Genomic DNA, 17,504 nt, shown 5'->3' on the forward strand with positions numbered 1-17,504 from the left:
AGTCTCCGGCTACAGGATGTAGAGCATCTCCTGGTAGGTGGGCAGCGGCCACAGATCGTCGGCGACGACACCCTCAAGCGTGTCAGCGGCAGCTCGCACCGCGTCCATCAGCGGCAGCAGGCTCTGCGCGTGGGCGGCCTCCTCGGCCGCGGTGTCGCCACCGTGTTCGGCCATCGCCGTCTTCAGTGCGGTCAGCGCCCCGGTCAGGTCGGAGATCGGCGCGGAGACCGTCTGCAGCAGCGTGAGGTCCGGCTCGATGCCCGCGGCCTTCAGGGTCGCGACGTTCTGCGCCAACTCGGTCTGGTAGCGGATCGCCGCGGGCAGCACGACTGTCGATCCCAACTCCAGGGTCAGCTTGGCCTCGACGGTGATGGTGAGGGCGTAGGTCTCGTAGCGGACCTCGGCGCGGCTCTCCAACTCGCGCGCGTTGAACACGCCGTAGCGCTCGAAGACCTCGATCGCCTCCGGCTTCTCGAGCTCCGGGATGGCGTCCAGCGTCGTCTTGAGATTCGGCAGTCCACGCGCGGCCGCCTCGACCTGCCAGTTCTCCGAGTAGCCGTCACCGTTGAACACCACGGCGCCGTGCTCGGTGATGATCTCGGTGAGCAGCTTCTGCACCGCCATGTCGAAGTCCTCGCCCTCGCCCACGGCCTTCTCCAGCGCCGTGGCCATGTAGTCGAGCGAGTCGGCCATGATCGTGTTGAGGATGATCATCGGCACGTTGATGGTCTGACCCGAGCCCGGCGCACGGAACTCGAACCGGTTGCCGGTGAACGCGAACGGGCTGGTGCGGTTGCGGTCGCCCGGGTCGGTCGGCAGGTGCGGCAGCGTGTCGACCCCGATCATCATGGTGCCCTTGCCCTTTGACGACGTCGCGGCCCCCTTGGCGATCTGCTCGAACACATCGGCGAGCTGGTCGCCCAGGAAGATCGAGATGATCGCGGGGGGCGCCTCGTTGGCGCCGAGGCGGTGGTCGTTGGTGGCCGAGGCCACCGACACCCGAAGCAGGCCGGAGAACTTGTGCACCGCGCGGATGACGGCGGCGCAGAACACCAGGAACTGCGCATTCTCGTGCGGGGTGTCACCGGGTACCAGGAGGCTGCCGAACTGCGCGTTACCCAGCGAGAAGTTGACGTGCTTGCCCGACCCGTTGACGCCGGCGAACGGCTTCTCGTGGAACAGGCACTCCATGCCATGTTTCTTGGCGATGGTCTTGAACGTGGTCATGAGCAGCTGCTGATGGTCGGCGGCGATATTGGCCCGCTCGAACATCGGCGCGATCTCGAACTGCCCCGGCGCGACCTCGTTGTGCCTGGTCTTGGCCGGGATGCCCAGCTTGAACAGCTCACGCTCGGTGTCCATCATGAAGCCGAGCACACGCTCGGGGATGGCGCCAAAGTAGTGGTCGTCGAACTCCTGGCCCTTGGGCGGCTTGGCGCCGAACAGCGTGCGGCCCGCGTTGATGAGGTCGGGGCGCGCCAGGAAGAAGTGCCGGTCGATCAGGAAGTACTCCTGCTCAGGGCCGCAGAACGACACGATCTGGTCGAAGTCACTGTGCCCGAACAACTTCAGAATGCGCTCGGCCTGGCCACCCATCGCCTGCTGGCTGCGCAGCAGCGGCGTCTTGAAGTCCAGCGCCTCACCCGTCATCGAGACGAACACCGTCGGGATGCACAGCGTGTTGCCGTTGGGGTTCTCCAGGATGTAGGCCGGGCTGGTGACGTCCCAACCGGTGTAGCCACGCGCCTCGAAGGTGGAACGCAGACCACCCGACGGGAAGCTCGAGGCGTCGGGCTCGCCCTGAATCAGGGTCTTGCCGGCGAACTCGGCCAGCGTCTGACCGTCGGACACCGGCTCGAGGAAGCTGTCGTGCTTCTCTGCGGTCAACCCGGTCATCGGGTAGAAGACATGCGCATAGTGGGTGGCACCCCTCGACAGCGCCCAGTCCTTCATCACCGAGGCGACGGAGTCGGCGACGGACGGGTCCAGCTTCGCGCCCTTCTCGATGCTTGCGGCAACGGACTTGTAGACCGACTTGGGCAGCCGCAGACGCATCTCGGCCAGCGTGAAGACGTTGGCGCCGAAGATCTCGCCGGGCGCCTCGGCCGGGTCGAAGCTGATGGCGGGGGGCACGTAGGCCTCGACGCTGGTGATGGCCTGCCGTCTGACCACATTTCCACTCAATGGAGTTCCTCTCCCCGCGTGCGCCCGCAACTCATTCGCGGACGTGATCGGCTCACCCTAGAAACGCCATGTTCCGGAATTGTTACGTCGGTGTCGCCACCACAATGCGGACCGTGAATGTCCAGGCCATCGGCTCGATTCGACGGGCCGCCTAAACTGTGGACATGGGAACCCGGCGCCACCCCGACCTTGACATCGACGCGACCATCGACGAGCGAGAGATCGTCGTCACAGGCGCCGAGGACGAGGCCGCAGGGATGACCGCCGTGGCGGTGTCGCTGCGGCGCGGGCTCGAGCAGATGGGTCCGGTGCGGACCGCGGTGGCACTGTCCAAGCTGAACCAACGCCACGGATTCGACTGCCCGGGGTGCGCGTGGCCCGAGGAGCACGGCGGCCGCAAGCTCGCCGAGTTCTGCGAGAACGGCGCCAAGGCCGTGGCCGAGGAGGCCACCAAGCGACGGGTCACACCCGAGTTCTTCGCCCGCCACTCGGTCCACGACCTGGCCGCCCAGCCGGAGTACTGGTTGTCGCAGCAGGGCCGGCTCACCGAGCCCGTCGTGCTGCGACCGGGTGACACGCACTACCGCCCCATCGGCTGGGATGAGGCATACCGGCTGATCGCCGATGAGCTGCGCGGACTCGACAACCCCGACGAGGCCCTGTTCTACACCTCCGGGCGCACCAGCAATGAGGCCGCGTTCCTCTACCAGCTGTTGGTGCGCAGTTTCGGCACCAACAACCTCCCCGACTGCTCCAACATGTGCCACGAGTCCTCGGGCACGGCGCTGGTCGACGCCATCGGCATCGGCAAGGGGTCCGTCACGGTGGAGGACGTCGCGAACGCGGACTGCATCCTCATCGCCGGGCAGAACCCGGGCACCAACCATCCCCGGATGCTGTCCATCCTGGAGAAGGCGAAGGCCAACGGCGCCAAGATCATCGCCGTCAACCCGCTGCCCGAGGCGGGCCTCATGCGGTTCAAGGACCCGCAGAAGGTGCACGGCGTGGTGGGGCACGGCGTCCCGATCGCCGACGAGTTCGTGCAGATCCGGCTCGGCGGTGACATGGCACTCTTCGCGGGCCTTGGCCGGCTGCTACTGGAGGCCGACGACGCGGCCCCGGGCTCGGTCCTGGACCGGGACTTCATCGAGCGGCACTGCGCGGGCTTCGACGAGTACGAGACCCGCACCCGCGAAGTCGATCTGGACACGGTGACCGAGGCCAGCGGAATCGGTCGCGAACAGCTGCAACGGGTGGCGGGCATGCTCGCCGCATCGGAGCGGACCATCTTCTGCTGGGCGATGGGCCTGACCCAGCAGCGGCACGCGGTGGCCACCATCGGCGAGGCCACCAACCTGCTGCTGATGCGCGGCATGATCGGCAAGCCCGGCGCCGGGGTGTGCCCAGTCCGCGGACACTCCAACGTTCAGGGTGACCGCACGATGGGCATCTGGGAGAAGATGCCCGAGCAGTTCCTCGCCGCGCTGGATTCTCGCTTCGGCATCGAGAGCCCGCGCAAGCACGGGTACGACACCGTCGACGCCATCCGGGCCATGCGCGACGGCCGGGCCAAGGTGTTCATCGGGATGGGCGGCAACTTCTCGTCGGCCACCCCCGACACCGAGGTCACCGAGGCGGCACTTCGCACGTGTGCGCTGACGGTTCAGGTGTCCACCAAGCTCAACCGCAGCCACGTCGTGCACGGTCGAACCGCACTGATCCTGCCCACCCTGGGCCGCACCGACAAGGACTTCCAGGCAGGTGGCAAACAGCTTGTCTCGGTGGAGGATTCGATGTCGATGGTGCACCTGTCGCGCGGGAGCCTGACACCGCCCAGCGAGCACCTGCGCAGCGAGGTGGCCATCGTGTGCCAAATGGCGCGTGCGGTGCTTGGCGCGGATCATCCGGTGCCGTGGGAGGAGCTGGTCGACGATTACGATCGCATCCGCGACGCCATCGCCGACGTGGTGCCCGGCTGCACCGACTACAACGCCCGGGTTCGCGCCCCCGACGGCTTCCAGTTGCCGCATCCACCGCGCGACTCCCGCGAATTCCCCACCACCACCGGTAAGGCCAACTTCACCAACGAGCCGCTGCAATGGGTGCCGGTGCCGGAGGGGCGTCTGGTACTTCAGACGCTGCGCAGCCACGACCAGTACAACACCACGATCTACGGGCTCGACGACCGCTACCGCGGTGTGAAGGGTGGCCGCCGCGTGGTGTTCGTCAACCCGACCGACATCGCCAGCCTCGGCCTGGCCGACGGCGCCCGCGTGGATCTGATCTCGGAGTACCGCAACGCCGCAGGCGATCTCGAGGAGCGCCGGGCGAAGGACTTCCTCGTCGTGCCGTACTCCACGCCCGTCGGAAACGCCGCCGCGTACTACCCCGAGACCAACCCCCTGGTTCCCCTGGACCACACCGCACTCAAGTCCAATACGCCGGTGTCCAAGGCCGTGGTGATCCGACTGGAGCCTGCGCATGGGTAGGGTCACCGCGCGGCGGCGAGCCAGTCACCTCAACGGGGATCAGATGACCACCCGGCCCGAGACGCTGGCTGTCGAGGAGCCGCTGGAGCTGCGACTCAACGGTTCCGCCATCACCGTCACGATGCGCACTCCCGGCTCGGATGTCGAACTGGCACAGGGGTTTCTGCTCACCGAGGGCGTCATTGGCCACCGCGATGACATCGCTCGTGTCGAGTACTGCCGCGGGACGGGTGAAGACGGCGCCAACACCTACAACGTGCTGGACGTGCGACTCGCTCCGGACGTCGCGCTGCCCGACCTGGACGTGACCCGCAACTTCTACACCACGTCGTCGTGCGGCGTGTGCGGCAAGGGGTCCATTGACGCCGTGCGCACCATCAGCAGGCACTCCCCCGGTGATGACCCGACAGTCGTCTCCGCCGAAACCCTGTCGGCCATGCCCGACCAGCTCCGCGCGGCGCAGAAGGTTTTCGCGAGCACCGGCGGGCTGCACGGCGCCGCGCTGTTCGATGCGGACGGCACGCTGCTGGTGGTCCGGGAGGACATCGGCCGCCACAACGCCGTCGACAAGACCATCGGCTGGGCGGTCGAGAACGAACGCATCCCGCTGACCGGCACCGTGCTGCTCGTCAGTGGCCGGGCGTCATTCGAGCTGACGCAGAAGGCCGTGATGGCGGGCATTCCGGTGCTCGCCGCCGTCTCCGCACCGTCGTCGTTGGCGGTCGACCTCGCCAGTCAGGCCGGCCTCACCCTGGTCGCCTTCCTGCGCGGCGAGTCGATGAACGTCTACACCCGACCCGACCGGATCAAGCACCCCGGCTGAGCGGCCGCAGCAGGTCGGCGGCCTCGGTCTGGTAGGCGTGCTCGGCCCACCCCAGCGGCGTCGTTCCGAAGCGGGTGTCAGTCGCCGTCGGATCGGCCCCGGCCGCCAGCAGCCGCTCGATCAGGTCGAGGTCACCGTCCCAGGCGGCATGGTGCAGGGGTGTCGCACCGTCATCGTCACGGGTGTTCGGGTCATCTGGAAGCGCGGGCACCACGACATCGACACCCGAGACGTCGACACCATGTCGGGCCAGCAGATCCAGGCGCTCGGTGAATCCGTGCTCGGCGGCCCAGCTGATCTGGCGCTGCCACATCTGCGCCCGCGTCTCCATCGCCTCGCCGAGCAGACGCTCCCATGGGCTCGCCGCCGCGTCGGCCAGCCCATGGGCGAACAGCAGTTCCAGGTGCGCATTATCGGGTCGGAACATCCTGTTGTAGAGGGTCTGCTGGTCTACCGGGTGCGCTCCCCGCTGCAGTAGCAGCGTGGCCAGTGCGGACGCAAAGGGGTGTCGCGGCTGCCTGCGAGGACCCTGCTCGCCCTCGCCGAACACGCCGGTCAGAACCGTGAACGGCGTCGACATCCCGCACCACAGGTAGCCCTCGTTCGGGTCGGTCCCGGCATCGAGCAAAAGCGTTGCAGCAGCTAGCACTTCGGCTTCGCTACGGTCGATCGGGGCGCGTGAGTAGCACAGATACATCAGCGGTACCCAACCGAAGGGCCCGCCGCGTGCCGTCGCCAGCCCGGGGCTGACCGCGAGGTGGCTGGCGAGGACGACCGGGTCCGCCGCCGACGCGGCCGCCCACACGTGCCGCTCGACCAACCCCGGGTCAGCCTTGAGCAGGTTCGCTGCGGCCCGGCGCCGCGGTGGGGCGTCGGCGTCGTCGTAGCGCAACGAGGCCAGCGCGCAGAATCGGTCCGCGGGGTCGAGTGCGTTCTCGTCGACTCCGCTCGGATCGACGCTGATGTCTCCGGCGAGTTCCAGGTAGTGCACCAGGGCGGGCCATCCGGAGAATCCGTAGCGCCGGGCAACAGTCAGTTGCGCATTGTGCAGGGCGAACCGGGCGGGCACGTCGCCGAGCGCGATATCGGGCCGCGGGTGGTAGCGCTGGACGAGATCCAGCGCTTGGGGATCAGACGCGGTGACCCCTCGCTGCAGTCTGCGTGCGGAGTCACGCAGCCGATCCAGTGAGGGATTGTTGGGCAGGGTGCTGGCCATGACGGCCTCCTCTCGAGAGCCCGCGTCCGCGAAGTCGGGCCGAGAAGAGGTCGGTCACAACGAGATACACCAGCAGGGAGGCTGAGCCCCTTCGAGCGGACGTCGGGCGGTCCTGCGCGCCCACCCCGACACTAGCAAACGGAACATCTACAGCTGACGGGCTGCGCCGATTCGTTCGGCCGCCCGCCGGAGTCCGGCAGTCGATCCGTCCTGGGAAACCCATGCCACATGGCCGTCGGGCCGGATCAACAGCGCGGCCGGCAGCGCGACCCACCCGATCACCGGCAGCCGCCACCGACGCACGGCGCTGTCGGCCGCCACCCGCACGACGTGGTCGCTCAGGTTCGCCTCGGCCTCTCCACCCATCTGCGTGTCGAAGGTCAGTAGCACCGGTCGTGCCGGATGCAGCAGCTCATAGACGCGCCGCAGCCGAGTGCCGACCACGATGTCACCGTCTGGGACCCGTCGACCCACCAACGGGTGATCACCCTCCTGGTAGCAGACGTCGAGGCCTGAGATCTCGGCGCCCACTTGTTCATTGGCGGCGTCAACACTCAACAGTCGTTCGAACGTCTGCCGCATCGCAGTGACGTTCTCCCCCTCGTCGAGCAGGGCGGTCTGCGCACGGGTGTTGATCAGCACGCGAGCTGCGACTGGATGACGCTCGGCGTGGTAGCTGTCGAGCAATGCCTCGTCGGCCACGCCTCGCAGCACCGCGGCCAGCTTCCACCCCAGGTTCATCGCATCCTGCATCCCGATGTTCATGCCCTGACCGCCCAGCGGCGGATGGATGTGTGCGGCGTCGCCGGCCAGCAGGACTCGGCCGTCGCGATAGCGGGTGGCCTGCCGGGAGGCATCGGCGAATCGGGACAACCAGCGCGGCGTGTGGATGCCGTAGTCGGTCCCCGCGACGCTCTGCAACACCCCGCGTAGCCCGTCGAGGGTCACCTGCCCCGATTCGGCAACCGGTGAACGGTATTCGGTGACCATGACACGCGCCCATGTGTCACCAGAGAGTGCGCCGAACGGCAGCACGGTCACGGTGCCGGCGTCCCGCCGCTGCAGGAAGGTGCGCTCGGCAGGCGGGTGCTCCATCTCGACGTCGCCTAGTAGCGTGACGAACTGAGCGTCAGCGCCGTTGAATTCGATGCCGATCAATCTCCGCACCGCACTGCGTCCACCATCACAGCCCACTACGTACTGGGCGCGACGGACTGCCGGGCCCGCCACACCATCGGTCTTCACCGTGACACCGGTGTCGTCCTGCTCGATGCCCGTAAGCTCCGTGGACCACTGCACCCCCACACCCAGTCGGGTGGCGAAGTCCTCCAACACACGTTCGGTGTCGGCCTGCATGATGGCCAACGTGTAGGGATGCCGTGTCGGCAGCAGAGCCGTGTCGAGTGCAATCCCCGAGAAGTGCCCGGCCGCCATCGGTCGCCCCGCTGCCGCGAAGGCCTCGAGCATCCCGCGCTGGTCGAGGATCTCCATGGTGCGGGCATTCATCCCCGCCGCCCGCGACGCATCCGAACGCTCCGGCGACCGGTCGATCACGTCCACCGCCACGCCAGCCAGCGCCAGCTCACACGCCAGCATCAACCCGGTCGGACCTGCACCGACCACGATGACATCACTCATCCCACACCTCTCTCTAACGTTGTTAGGGAGGACTCTAACAGTGTTAGAGTGTTCGGTGTGCCGCCCAAGTTGACCCGTGACGTCATCGCCCGGATGGGGCTGGACCTGCTCGCCGACCACGGCCTCGAGGGCCTCTCCATGCGCACCCTGGCCTCTGCGCTCGGCGTACAAGCTCCCACGCTCTACTGGCATGTGAAGAACAAGCGCGAGCTGCTCGACGCCATGGCCGACGTCATCGCGGCCGAGGCCTGCCAACGGCTGCGGCCACTCGACGATGGCGACTCCGTGGCGCACTGGCTCGCCGATGTCGCGCGGACGCTACGGTCGGCGCTGCTGCAATACCGCGACGGCGCACGTGTATTCGTCGGCTCAGTGACCCCATCCGCCCGGCCCGCCAACGAGATGGTGCTGACCGGTCTGCAGTCCGCCGGATTCGATCTCGACGCGGCCGCGCAGACGGTCCTGGTCTTGCTGCACTATGTCACCGGCAGCGCCATCGAGGAGCAGGCCAGGTCGGGCGTCGACTACGAGGACAACCCGTACGCCAACGCCGAACTGCTTGATGCCGAGCGGTTTCCACTCACCGCCCAGGTCCGACTGGTGCTGTTCAACCCTGACGCGGACGCATCATTCGAAGCTGGGCTGACGACGGTGCTCGCCGGGATCACGGCAACGCTGACCCCCTAGTGCACAACAGAAAAGCCCCCGCCGTGGCGGGGGCTCATCTGCGATCAAACTCAGGCGCTCTTGTCGCGACGCTCGCTGCGCTGCGGCTTGCGCGGCACGATGGTCGGAAGCACGTTGTCTTCGACGGTCTCCTTGGTGACGACCACCTTGGCGACGTCGTCGCGGCTGGGGATGTCATACATCACCGGCAGCAGGACCTCTTCCATGATGGCGCGCAGACCGCGGGCACCGGTGCCACGGTGGATCGCCTGGTCCGCGATGGACTCGAGCGCCTCCTCGGTGAACTCCAGTTCCACGCCGTCCATGTCGAACAGGCGGGTGTACTGCTTCACCAGTGCGTTCTTGGGCTGCGAGAGGATCGTGACCAACGACTCCTTGTCGAGGTTGGTCACCGAGGCGACGATCGGCAGACGACCGATGAACTCGGGGATCAGACCGAACTTGATCAGATCCTCGGGCATGACCTCGGCGAAGTGGTCCTGCGTGTCGATCTCGGCCTTGGACCGCACCTCGGCGCCGAAGCCAAGGCCGCGCTTGCCGACCCGATCGGACACGATCTTCTCCAGGCCGGCGAACGCACCCGCCACGATGAACAACACATTCGTCGTGTCGATCTGGATGAACTCCTGATGCGGATGCTTGCGCCCGCCCTGCGGCGGCACCGACGCCTGCGTGCCCTCGAGGATCTTCAGCAGCGCCTGCTGCACACCCTCACCGGACACGTCGCGGGTGATCGACGGGTTCTCGCTCTTGCGGGCGATCTTGTCGACCTCGTCGATGTAGATGATGCCGGTCTCGGCGCGCTTGACGTCGTAGTCGGCAGCCTGGATCAGCTTGAGCAGAATGTTCTCGACGTCCTCACCGACATAGCCGGCCTCGGTGAGCGCGGTGGCGTCGGCGATCGCGAACGGGACATTGAGCATCTTGGCGAGCGTCTGCGCCAGGTAGGTCTTACCGCAACCGGTCGGACCGAGCATCAGGATGTTGGACTTCGACAGCTCGACGGGCTCGGCCCGCGAGTCACGCGACTTCTCCTGCGCCTGAATGCGCTTGTAGTGGTTGTAGACCGCGACGGCCAGCGTGCGCTTCGCGGTGTCCTGCCCGATGACGTAACCCTCGAGGAACTCGCGGATCTCGGCGGGCTTGGGCAGCTCGTCGAGCTTGACGTCATCGGCGTCAGCGAGTTCTTCCTCGATGATCTCGTTACACAGGTCAATGCACTCATCGCAGATGTAGACGCCGGGTCCGGCGATGAGCTTCTTGACCTGCTTCTGACTCTTGCCACAGAACGAGCACTTCAGCAGGTCGCCGCCATCTCCAATGCGTGCCATTGTCCTGCTGGCCTACTTTCTGCGATCGCCGTCGACATCTGTCATCCGGAGGGACACCTCGGGTGTAACCCGACGCTACCCGTATGTTCCGTCGCCATCGACCGATAAAGCCGAATCGCGTCGGTGATATTCACCTGCGTAGGAGGAGAACATATCCCGTGTCGTCCCCCACGGCCCGCCGGACGCGCCACCGTGTCGCTGGCGTGTCGCCGCCGTTATCCGGCGGAGAGTTTCGGGCACGAAAGGGACACTTCGACCGTACCGGCGCTGGCGCATTCGCGCCGTTCGGACGTCAGGCGTTCTGCGCGGACAGCTTGCGGTACTCGAGGACGGTGTCGATGATCCCGTACTCCTTGGCCTGTGCGGCCGTCAGGATCTTGTCGCGATCGGTGTCCCGACGCACCTGCTCGGCTGACTTGCCCGTGTGGGTCGCCAGCGTCGTCTCCATCAGCGTGCGCATCCGCTCGATCTCAGCGGCCTGGATCTCGAGGTCCGAGAACTGCCCCTGGATGACGCCACCGAGGGACGGCTGGTGGATCAGGATCCGGGCGTTGGGCAGCGCGAGCCGCTTACCCGGCGTTCCGGCGGCCAGCAGCACGGCCGCAGCCGACGCAGCCTGCCCCAGGCACACCGTCTGGATATCGGCACGCACGTACTGCATGGTGTCGTAGATCGCCATCAGGGACGTGAACGAGCCACCGGGCGAGTTGATGTACATGGTGATGTCGCGGTCGGGATCGAGCGACTCCAGCACCAGCAGCTGCGCCATGATGTCGTTGGCCGACGCGTCGTCGACCTGGACGCCGAGGAAGATGATGCGTTCCTCGAACAGCTTGTTGTACGGGTTGGACTCCTTCATGCCGAAGCTGGAGTGCTCGATGAATGACGGCAGGATGTAGCGCGCCTGGGGCGCCAGTCTCGGGTCGGTGTGGTCGGTCATGGCTTCACTCCGTTGAGGTTGGCGCTGGTGATGATGTGATCGACGAAGCCGTACTCCAGCGCCTCCTGCGCCGTGAACCAGCGGTCGCGGTCGGAATCGGCCTCGATACGCTCGATCGTCTGGCCGGTGAACTCGGCGTTGAGCCGGAACATCTCCTTCTTGATGACCGCGAACTGCTCGGCCTGGATGGCGATGTCGGCGGCACTACCGGTGACCCCGCCCAGCGGCTGGTGCATCAGGATGCGCGCATGGGGCAGGGCGAAGCGCTTGCCCTTGGTGCCCGCGGCGAGCAGGAACTCGCCCATCGAGGCGGCCATGCCCATGCCGTAGGTGGCGACGTCACACGGTGCGAGCACCATCGTGTCGTAGATCGCCATACCAGCGCTGATCGAGCCGCCCGGCGAGTTGATGTAGAGGTGGATGTCCTTGGTGGGATCCTCCGCCGACAGAAGCAGGATCTGCGCACAGATCCGGTTGGCGATGTCGTCGTCCACCTGCGAGCCCAGGAAGATGATTCGCTCGGCGAGCAACCGCTCATAGACCGAGTCGACGAGGTTGAGCCCCGACGTGCTCGCACGCATTTCAGTCACGACTGGATACCTGCTTTCTTCGAGTATTCGTACTCGCCATTCATGTCCACCGACACTAACCAAACCACGACGCCGTGCACTCCCTAGAACGCCGGCGTTCGCTCACAGCGTCACTTCGTGTCGTCGGCCGCCACGTCGTCGTCGGCCGCGTTCTCCTCGACGGCGACGCTGTCATCTGCGATGTCGTCTGCGTCGTCGTCATCTGCGGCGATCTCGGCTGGCTGCTCGGCGTTCGGCGGCCCGAAGAACTCCGCGGTGTCGATCTCGGTGCCCTCGGTGTCGGTGACCGTCGCACCGTGCACCACGGCAGCGATCGTCAGGCCACGGCGCACGTCGGCGAACATCGCGGGCAGCTGGTTGTTCTGCTGGAGGACCTGCAGCAGCTGCTGCGGCTCGAGGCCGTACTGACGTGACATCAGCACCAGACGCTCGGTGAGGTCGGTCTGGCCGACCTGGATATCGAGGTGATCGGCGACGGCGTCCATCAGCAGCTGCGTCTTGACGCCCTTCTCGGAGTTCGTGCGGTTGTCCGCATCGAACGCCTCGCGCGAGCTGCCTTCCTTCTCCAGCGACTCGGCGAACTTCTCCTCGTCGTGCTCCAGGCCGTGGATGGCGTTGTGCAGCGTGTCGTCCACCTGCGCCTGCACGATGGCCTCGGGCAACGGGATCTCGGTCTGCTCGAGAAGCGCCTCGAGTGCGCGGTCCCGGATCTGCTCGGCCTGCTGGATGCGCTTGACCCGCTTCACCTGCTCAACGAGGCTCTCCTTGAGCTCGTCGATGGTGTCGAATTCACTTGCCAGCTGCGCGAACTCGTCGTCCGGCTCAGGAAGCTCGCGCTCCTTGACGGAGTTGACCTTGACCGTGACGTCGGCCTCTGCGCCGGCGTGCTCGCCCGCGACGAGGGTGGTCTTGAAGACCTTGCTCTCCTCGGCCTTCAGGCCCTTGATCGCCTCATCGAGACCCTCGATGAGCTGACCCGAGCCGACCTCGTGGGACAGCCCCTCGGTCTTGGCCTCCGGCACATCCTCGCCGTCGACGGTGGCCGACAGGTCGATCGACACGAAGTCGCCGTCCTGGGCCGGCCGGTCAACACCGGTGAGGGTGCCGAAGCGGGCCCGCAGGTTCTGCAGCTCGGTGTCGACCTCATCGTCGGAGACCTCGATCGGGTCGACCTCGATCTTCAGCGCCGCCAGGTCGGGCAGCGTGATCTCGGGGCGAACGTCGACCTCGGCGGTGAACGCCAGATCCTCGCCGTACTGCTTGTTGGTGATGTCGATCTCCGGCTGCCCGAGGGGCTTGACCTCGGAGGTGGCCACGGCCTCGCTGTAGCGGCCGGGCACGGCCTCGCCGATGACCTGCTCGAACATGGCCTGCTTGTCGACGCGCTGCTCGAGGAGCCGCACCGGAACCTTGCCCGGACGGAATCCGGGCATGCGGATCGACTTGGCCATCTCCTTGAACGCGCGATCGAAGTCGGGCGCCAACTCTGTGAAGGGCACCTCCACGTTGATGCGAACCCGGGTCGGGCTCAACTTCTCGACGGTGCTCTTCACTGCGGTGCTCCTTGCATGCTCGTTCGATGTGGGTGTCTGTCGGGGTGACAGGATTTGAACCTGCGGCCTTCCGCTCCCAAAGCGGATGCGCTACCAAGCTGCGCTACACCCCGTGTCTCGCTGCGCACGAGATACTACGGGTCCGACACGCGACGCACTCAATTGGATTTGACTACGTCGGCGCCGGTACAGTCTGCGTTGCACTGCACGCGGGCGTAGCTCAATGGTAGAGCCCTAGTCTTCCAAACTAGCTACGCGGGTTCGATTCCCGTCGCCCGCTCCAAGAGAGCCGCCCTGGTTAGGGCGGTTTTCTGCTTTTCGGACATGCGCTGGGCCATCCCGGCTACCCGAACGCCCAGGTCAGCCACGGGGGCCGACCTGGGCGTCGAGGTACTCAGGTTGCTGCTATCAGGCGGTCAGATCGAACCGGTCGGCGTTCATCACCTTGGTCCAGGCCGCGACGAAGTCCTTGACGAACTTCTCCTTGGCGTCGTCCTCGGCATATACCTCGGCCAGTGCCCGCAGCTGCGAGTTCGAGCCGAACAGCAGATCGACACGGCTGGCGGTGTACTTCTGCGCACCGCTGGCGCGGTCGGTGCCGACGTAGGTGCCGTCATCGGCCGGCGACGGCGCCCACTTGGTGCCCATATCGGTCAGGTTGACGAAGTAGTCGTTCGTCAACTGTCCCTTGTTGGCAGTGAGCACACCGAGATCCGAGCCACCGTAGTTGGCGCCCAGCACTCGCAGACCGCCGACCAGCACGGTCATCTCGGGAGCCGACAGGCCCAGCAGATTGGCCCGGTCGATGAGGCGGTACTCGGCCGGCAGGTTGTCACCCTTGCCCGCGTAGTTGCGGAAACCGTCGCTGCTGGGCTCCAGGTAGGCGAACGACTCGACGTCGGTCTGCTCCTGGGTGGCGTCGCCACGACCCGAGGTGAACGGCACCGTGACATCGAACCCGGCATCCTTGGCCGCCTTCTCGACACCCACGACACCGCCGAGGACCACCAGATCGGCGAACGACACTCCCGTGCCCGACGCCTGCTGGATCTCCTCGAGCTTGCGGATCACCTGCGACAGCTCTTCGGTCTCGTTGGCCTCCCAGCCCAGCTGCGGCTGCAGCCGGATCCGTCCGCCGTTGGCACCGCCGCGCAGATCGCTGGAACGGAATGACGCCGCTGCCTTCCACGCGGTGTCCACCAGCTGCTGGGTGGTCAGGCCCGACTCTGCGATGGCCGCCTTGAGCGTCGCGACATCGGCGTCGGACAGCGCCTTGCCGACCGGGACGATGTCCTGCCACAGCCAGGTCTGCTTGGGCACGAGCGGCCCGAGGTAGCGGGCCACCGGCCCCAGATCGCGGTGCAGCAGCTTGAACCAGGCCTTGGCGTACTCCTCGGCCAGCTCCTCCGGGTGATCCAGCCAGCGGCGGGTGATCCGCTCGTAGATCGGATCCACCCGCAGCGCCAGGTCGCTGGTCAGCATCGACGGATGGGTCTTGCCAGTCCCCTGGGCCATCGGCACCGAGTTGGCCCAGCCGCCGTCCTTGGGCTTCCACTGATTGGCGCCCTGCGGGCTCTTGGTCAGCTCCCACTCGTTGCCGTAGAGGATCTCCAGGAACGAGTTGTCCCACTTGGTGGGGGTGTGGGTCCAGGTCACCTCGAGGCCGCTGCTGACGGTCTCGTTGCCGACGCCCGGGTTGCTCCAGCCCAGGCCCATCTGCTCGAGCGGGGCAGCTTCGGGCTCCACCCCGTTCTCGATATCAGTGGCGCCGTGGGTCTTGCCGAAGGTGTGGCCACCGACGATCAGCGCGGCCGTCTCGATATCGTTCATCGCCATCCGGCCGAAGGTCTCGCGGATGTCGATGGCGGAGCCCGCCGGATCCGGATTGCCCTCGGGGCCTTCAGGGTTGACGTAGATCAGACCCATATGACTTGCGCCGAGCGGGTTCTCCAGCTTGGTCCGATCACCGCCCGAACCGGCGTAGCGATCCTGAGAGCCCAGCCACTCGTGCTCGGCGCCCCAGTAGATGTCCTCCTCCGGCTCCCAGAAGTCGGGGCGGCCGAAGGCGAAGCCGGCGGTCTTGAAGCCCATCTGCTCCTGGGCCCGGTTGCCGGCGTAGACGATCAGGTCAGACCACGAGATCTGCTTGCCGTACTTCTTCTTGAGCGGCCACAGCAGACGGCGGGCCTTGTCCAGGCTGACGTTGTCGGGCCAGCTGTTCAGCGGGGCGAAGCGCTGCATACCGCGCCCGCCGCCACCGCGGCCGTCCGCGACCCGGTAGGTGCCCGCGGCGTGCCACGACATCCGGACGAAGAGTGGGCCGTAATGGCCGAAGTCGGCAGGCCACCAGTCCTGCGAATCCGTCAGCAGCGCATCGAAATCGCGCTCGAAGGCCTCGAAATCGAGAGACTTGACGGCCTCGCGGTAGTCATAGCCCTCGTCCGTCGGGTCGATGGCGGGCGGATTCTTCTGCAGGATCTTGAGATTCACCGCATTGGGCCACCAGTCGCGGTTGCTGCCGCCCTCGACGGGGGGCTTAATCTGCATCGGACAACCGCTTTCGGCGGGTTCTGTTTGAGCTTCGCCAATGGGTGGGTGTGTTTCGGCCATGACAAATCCTTTCCGGGGCTGGCGGGTTAAGGGGTTATCTAGTTGGAGCAGTGGAACAGTCGGGGCACACGCCCCAGTACATGACCTCGGCTTCGTCGATCGTGAAACCGTGATCATCTGACGCGGTCAGGCAGGGTGCCCCACCGACCGCACAGTCGACATCGGCGATGGCCCCACACGTCCGGCACACGACGTGGTGGTGGTTGTCGCCGACGCGTGACTCGTAGCGAGCCACGGAGCCTGACGGCTGGATACGCCGCACCAACCGCGCCGCGGTCAATGCATGCAATGAGTCGTAGACAGCCTGGTGCGACACGTCGGGCAGCTCTTCCCGCACAGCACGAATGATCGAATCCGTGTCGGCGTGCGGGTGCTCGTACACCGCGCTCAGTACTGCCACACGAGGGCGGGTGACTCGCAGGTCGGACCGACGCAGCATCTGCTGGAAGTCGGTGATCGTCGCCACAAACAAAGCCTGGCCCATAATCTGGAATTAGTCAAGAATGAAATTCTCCTGGGTAGGCGGTTTCTCCTGAGAGCGCACTCAGCTGCGCGTTCATCAACGCCTTCCTGGGCGTCTCCGTCGGTAGGCTGGGGTGCATGGACGGCTTTCTGCTGGTGCTCATCCTCGTCGTACTCGGTGCAATCGCGTTCGCGGTCTACAACTCGTCGAAGGCCTCCGGGCAGCGCAGCGCCGCGTCACTGGCCGACGCCAAGGCCGACGCCCGGCGCCTCATCGAGCGGCTTGGCGGCCAAGTGATCAACCTGTCCGGTACCGACGACGCGTCCAAGCAGGCGCTCGCCGACGCCTCCGAGCGCTACACCGCAGCGGGCTCGCAGATCGACCAGGCGACGACCGCCAAGCAGGCACTGCTCGCCAAGGAGAGCGCCATGGAGGGGCTGTACTACGTGCGTGCGGCCCGGGTGGCGATGGGCATGGACCCGGGTCCCGAACTCGAGACGCTGAGCGGGCAACGCGCGGCGGGCACCGTCACCGAGGACCGCCGGGTGGAGTTCGAGGGCCGCCAGATCGAGGCGTCCCCGGCACCCTCGGAGCGCACGCCGAACTACTACCCCGGCGGCCGGGTCGCCGGTCGACCGGTGCCCGCGGGCTGGTACTCCGAGCCGTGGTGGAAGCCCGCCCTGATCGCGGGCGCCTGGGGCATGGGTTCGGTACTGCTGTTCAGCACCCTGTTCTCCGGTATGGGCGGGGTCGGCTACGACGCGCAGGCCTTCGAGAACGGCTACGGCGACGGCTTCCAGGACGGCATGGACCAGGGGCAGCTCGATGGTGCCGGCCAGGACATGGGCGGACAGGACGGCGGCGGCTTCGACGGTGGCGGCGGCGGCGACAGCTGGGGCGGTGGCGGCGACGGCGGCGGCTGGGACTTCGGTGGGGGCGGCGACTTCGGTGGCGACTTCGGGGGTTTCTAGCCCCGGTCC

General features: G+C 66.6%; 13 protein-coding genes and 2 tRNA genes. 5 read left to right on the plus strand and 10 right to left on the minus strand.

What is annotated here, in order from left to right; all coding sequences use genetic code 11:
• Positions 1 to 9: 9 nt before the first annotated feature.
• Positions 10 to 2,184 (minus strand): glutamine synthetase III family protein, encoded by a 2,175-nt coding sequence (locus tag ACZY0X_RS27855; protein ID WP_463775014.1) that lies wholly within the window; start codon positions 2,182 to 2,184, stop codon positions 10 to 12.
• Positions 2,185 to 2,348: 164 nt separating this feature from the next.
• Here ACZY0X_RS27855 and ACZY0X_RS27860 point away from each other — a divergent pair, with 164 nt between their 5' ends.
• A complete protein-coding gene (locus ACZY0X_RS27860; RefSeq protein ID WP_463775016.1) occupies positions 2,349 to 4,673 on the plus strand; it encodes an FdhF/YdeP family oxidoreductase in 2,325 nt (774 codons plus the stop codon).
• The gene (fdhD, locus tag ACZY0X_RS27865) at positions 4,666 to 5,496 is read left to right on the plus strand and encodes a formate dehydrogenase accessory sulfurtransferase FdhD (RefSeq protein ID WP_463775017.1); all 831 of its coding nucleotides are present in this window, start codon (positions 4,666 to 4,668) and stop codon (positions 5,494 to 5,496) included. Before ACZY0X_RS27860 ends, fdhD begins: the two co-directional genes overlap by 8 nt.
• On the opposite strand, the gene ACZY0X_RS27870 is transcribed toward fdhD, so the two are convergent.
• Entirely contained in the window at positions 5,480 to 6,712 is a 1,233-nt protein-coding gene (locus tag ACZY0X_RS27870; protein ID WP_463775018.1) for an ankyrin repeat domain-containing protein, read from the minus strand. The genes fdhD and ACZY0X_RS27870 overlap by 17 nt on opposite strands.
• A gap of 147 nt (positions 6,713 to 6,859) precedes the next feature.
• On the minus strand, positions 6,860 to 8,350 hold the full coding sequence (locus tag ACZY0X_RS27875) for an FAD-dependent monooxygenase (RefSeq protein ID WP_463775019.1): 1,491 nt from the start codon (positions 8,348 to 8,350) through the stop codon (positions 6,860 to 6,862).
• Between the two features lie 57 nt (positions 8,351 to 8,407).
• On the opposite strand from ACZY0X_RS27875, the gene ACZY0X_RS27880 reads away from it, so the two are divergent.
• Positions 8,408 to 9,037, plus strand: a complete 630-nt coding sequence (locus tag ACZY0X_RS27880; protein ID WP_463775021.1) for a TetR/AcrR family transcriptional regulator C-terminal domain-containing protein — start codon at positions 8,408 to 8,410, stop codon at positions 9,035 to 9,037.
• Positions 9,038 to 9,087: 50 nt separating this feature from the next.
• Here the strand turns inward: ACZY0X_RS27880 and clpX are convergent, their stop codons facing one another.
• From clpX to ACZY0X_RS27905, 5 genes are all read right to left on the minus strand, one after another.
• Complete coding sequence (gene clpX / locus ACZY0X_RS27885) at positions 9,088 to 10,368, minus strand: ATP-dependent Clp protease ATP-binding subunit ClpX (RefSeq protein WP_463775022.1); 1,281 nt, start codon at positions 10,366 to 10,368, stop codon at positions 9,088 to 9,090.
• A 292-nt stretch (positions 10,369 to 10,660) separates the two neighbouring features.
• Positions 10,661 to 11,308: an ATP-dependent Clp protease proteolytic subunit gene (locus ACZY0X_RS27890; protein WP_463775024.1), complete on the minus strand. Its 648-nt coding sequence runs from the start codon at positions 11,306 to 11,308 to the stop codon at positions 10,661 to 10,663.
• Positions 11,305 to 11,889, minus strand: coding sequence for an ATP-dependent Clp protease proteolytic subunit (locus ACZY0X_RS27895; protein WP_463775074.1), 585 nt, complete (start codon positions 11,887 to 11,889; stop codon positions 11,305 to 11,307). The genes ACZY0X_RS27890 and ACZY0X_RS27895 overlap by 4 nt, the downstream gene beginning before the upstream one ends.
• A 119-nt stretch (positions 11,890 to 12,008) precedes the next feature.
• The gene (gene tig, locus ACZY0X_RS27900; RefSeq protein WP_463775025.1) at positions 12,009 to 13,451 is read right to left on the minus strand and encodes a trigger factor; all 1,443 of its coding nucleotides are present in this window, start codon (positions 13,449 to 13,451) and stop codon (positions 12,009 to 12,011) included.
• A gap of 39 nt (positions 13,452 to 13,490) precedes the next feature.
• Positions 13,491 to 13,564, minus strand: a tRNA-Pro gene (locus ACZY0X_RS27905).
• A 96-nt stretch (positions 13,565 to 13,660) separates the two neighbouring features.
• On the opposite strand from ACZY0X_RS27905, the gene ACZY0X_RS27910 reads away from it, so the two are divergent.
• Positions 13,661 to 13,734: transfer RNA gene (locus ACZY0X_RS27910), tRNA-Gly, on the plus strand.
• Positions 13,735 to 13,859: 125 nt separating this feature from the next.
• Here ACZY0X_RS27910 and katG read toward each other — a convergent pair.
• Positions 13,860 to 16,061 (minus strand): catalase/peroxidase HPI, encoded by a 2,202-nt coding sequence (gene katG, locus ACZY0X_RS27915; RefSeq protein WP_463775026.1) that lies wholly within the window; start codon positions 16,059 to 16,061, stop codon positions 13,860 to 13,862.
• Between the two features lie 34 nt (positions 16,062 to 16,095).
• A complete protein-coding gene (locus ACZY0X_RS27920; RefSeq protein WP_463775075.1) occupies positions 16,096 to 16,500 on the minus strand; it encodes a Fur family transcriptional regulator in 405 nt (134 codons plus the stop codon).
• Between the two features lie 161 nt (positions 16,501 to 16,661).
• On the opposite strand from ACZY0X_RS27920, the gene ACZY0X_RS27925 reads away from it, so the two are divergent.
• Positions 16,662 to 17,495 carry a DUF1542 domain-containing protein gene (locus ACZY0X_RS27925; protein ID WP_463775028.1) on the plus strand — a complete coding sequence of 278 codons (834 nt, stop codon included), beginning with the start codon at positions 16,662 to 16,664 and terminating at the stop codon, positions 17,493 to 17,495.
• Positions 17,496 to 17,504 lie beyond the last annotated feature (9 nt).

It is taken from the genome of Mycobacterium sp. IDUB_39, from assembly GCF_055419205.1.

Excerpts from the sequence above, each read along its gene's own strand:
- ACZY0X_RS27860 (WP_463775016.1), top strand. The coding sequence starts at position 2,349 with ATGGGAACCCGGCGCCACCCCGACCTTGACATCGACGCGACCATCGAC.
- fdhD (WP_463775017.1), top strand. The coding sequence starts at position 4,666 with ATGGGTAGGGTCACCGCGCGGCGGCGAGCCAGTCACCTCAACGGGGAT.
- ACZY0X_RS27870 (WP_463775018.1), bottom strand. The coding sequence starts at position 6,712 with ATGGCCAGCACCCTGCCCAACAATCCCTCACTGGATCGGCTGCGTGAC.
- ACZY0X_RS27875 (WP_463775019.1), bottom strand. The coding sequence starts at position 8,350 with ATGAGTGATGTCATCGTGGTCGGTGCAGGTCCGACCGGGTTGATGCTG.
- clpX (WP_463775022.1), bottom strand. The coding sequence starts at position 10,368 with ATGGCACGCATTGGAGATGGCGGCGACCTGCTGAAGTGCTCGTTCTGT.
- ACZY0X_RS27890 (WP_463775024.1), bottom strand. The coding sequence starts at position 11,308 with ATGACCGACCACACCGACCCGAGACTGGCGCCCCAGGCGCGCTACATC.
- ACZY0X_RS27895 (WP_463775074.1), bottom strand. The coding sequence starts at position 11,889 with ATGCGTGCGAGCACGTCGGGGCTCAACCTCGTCGACTCGGTCTATGAG.
- katG (WP_463775026.1), bottom strand. The coding sequence starts at position 16,061 with ATGGCCGAAACACACCCACCCATTGGCGAAGCTCAAACAGAACCCGCC.
- ACZY0X_RS27920 (WP_463775075.1), bottom strand. The coding sequence starts at position 16,500 with ATGCTGCGTCGGTCCGACCTGCGAGTCACCCGCCCTCGTGTGGCAGTA.
- ACZY0X_RS27925 (WP_463775028.1), top strand. The coding sequence starts at position 16,662 with ATGGACGGCTTTCTGCTGGTGCTCATCCTCGTCGTACTCGGTGCAATC.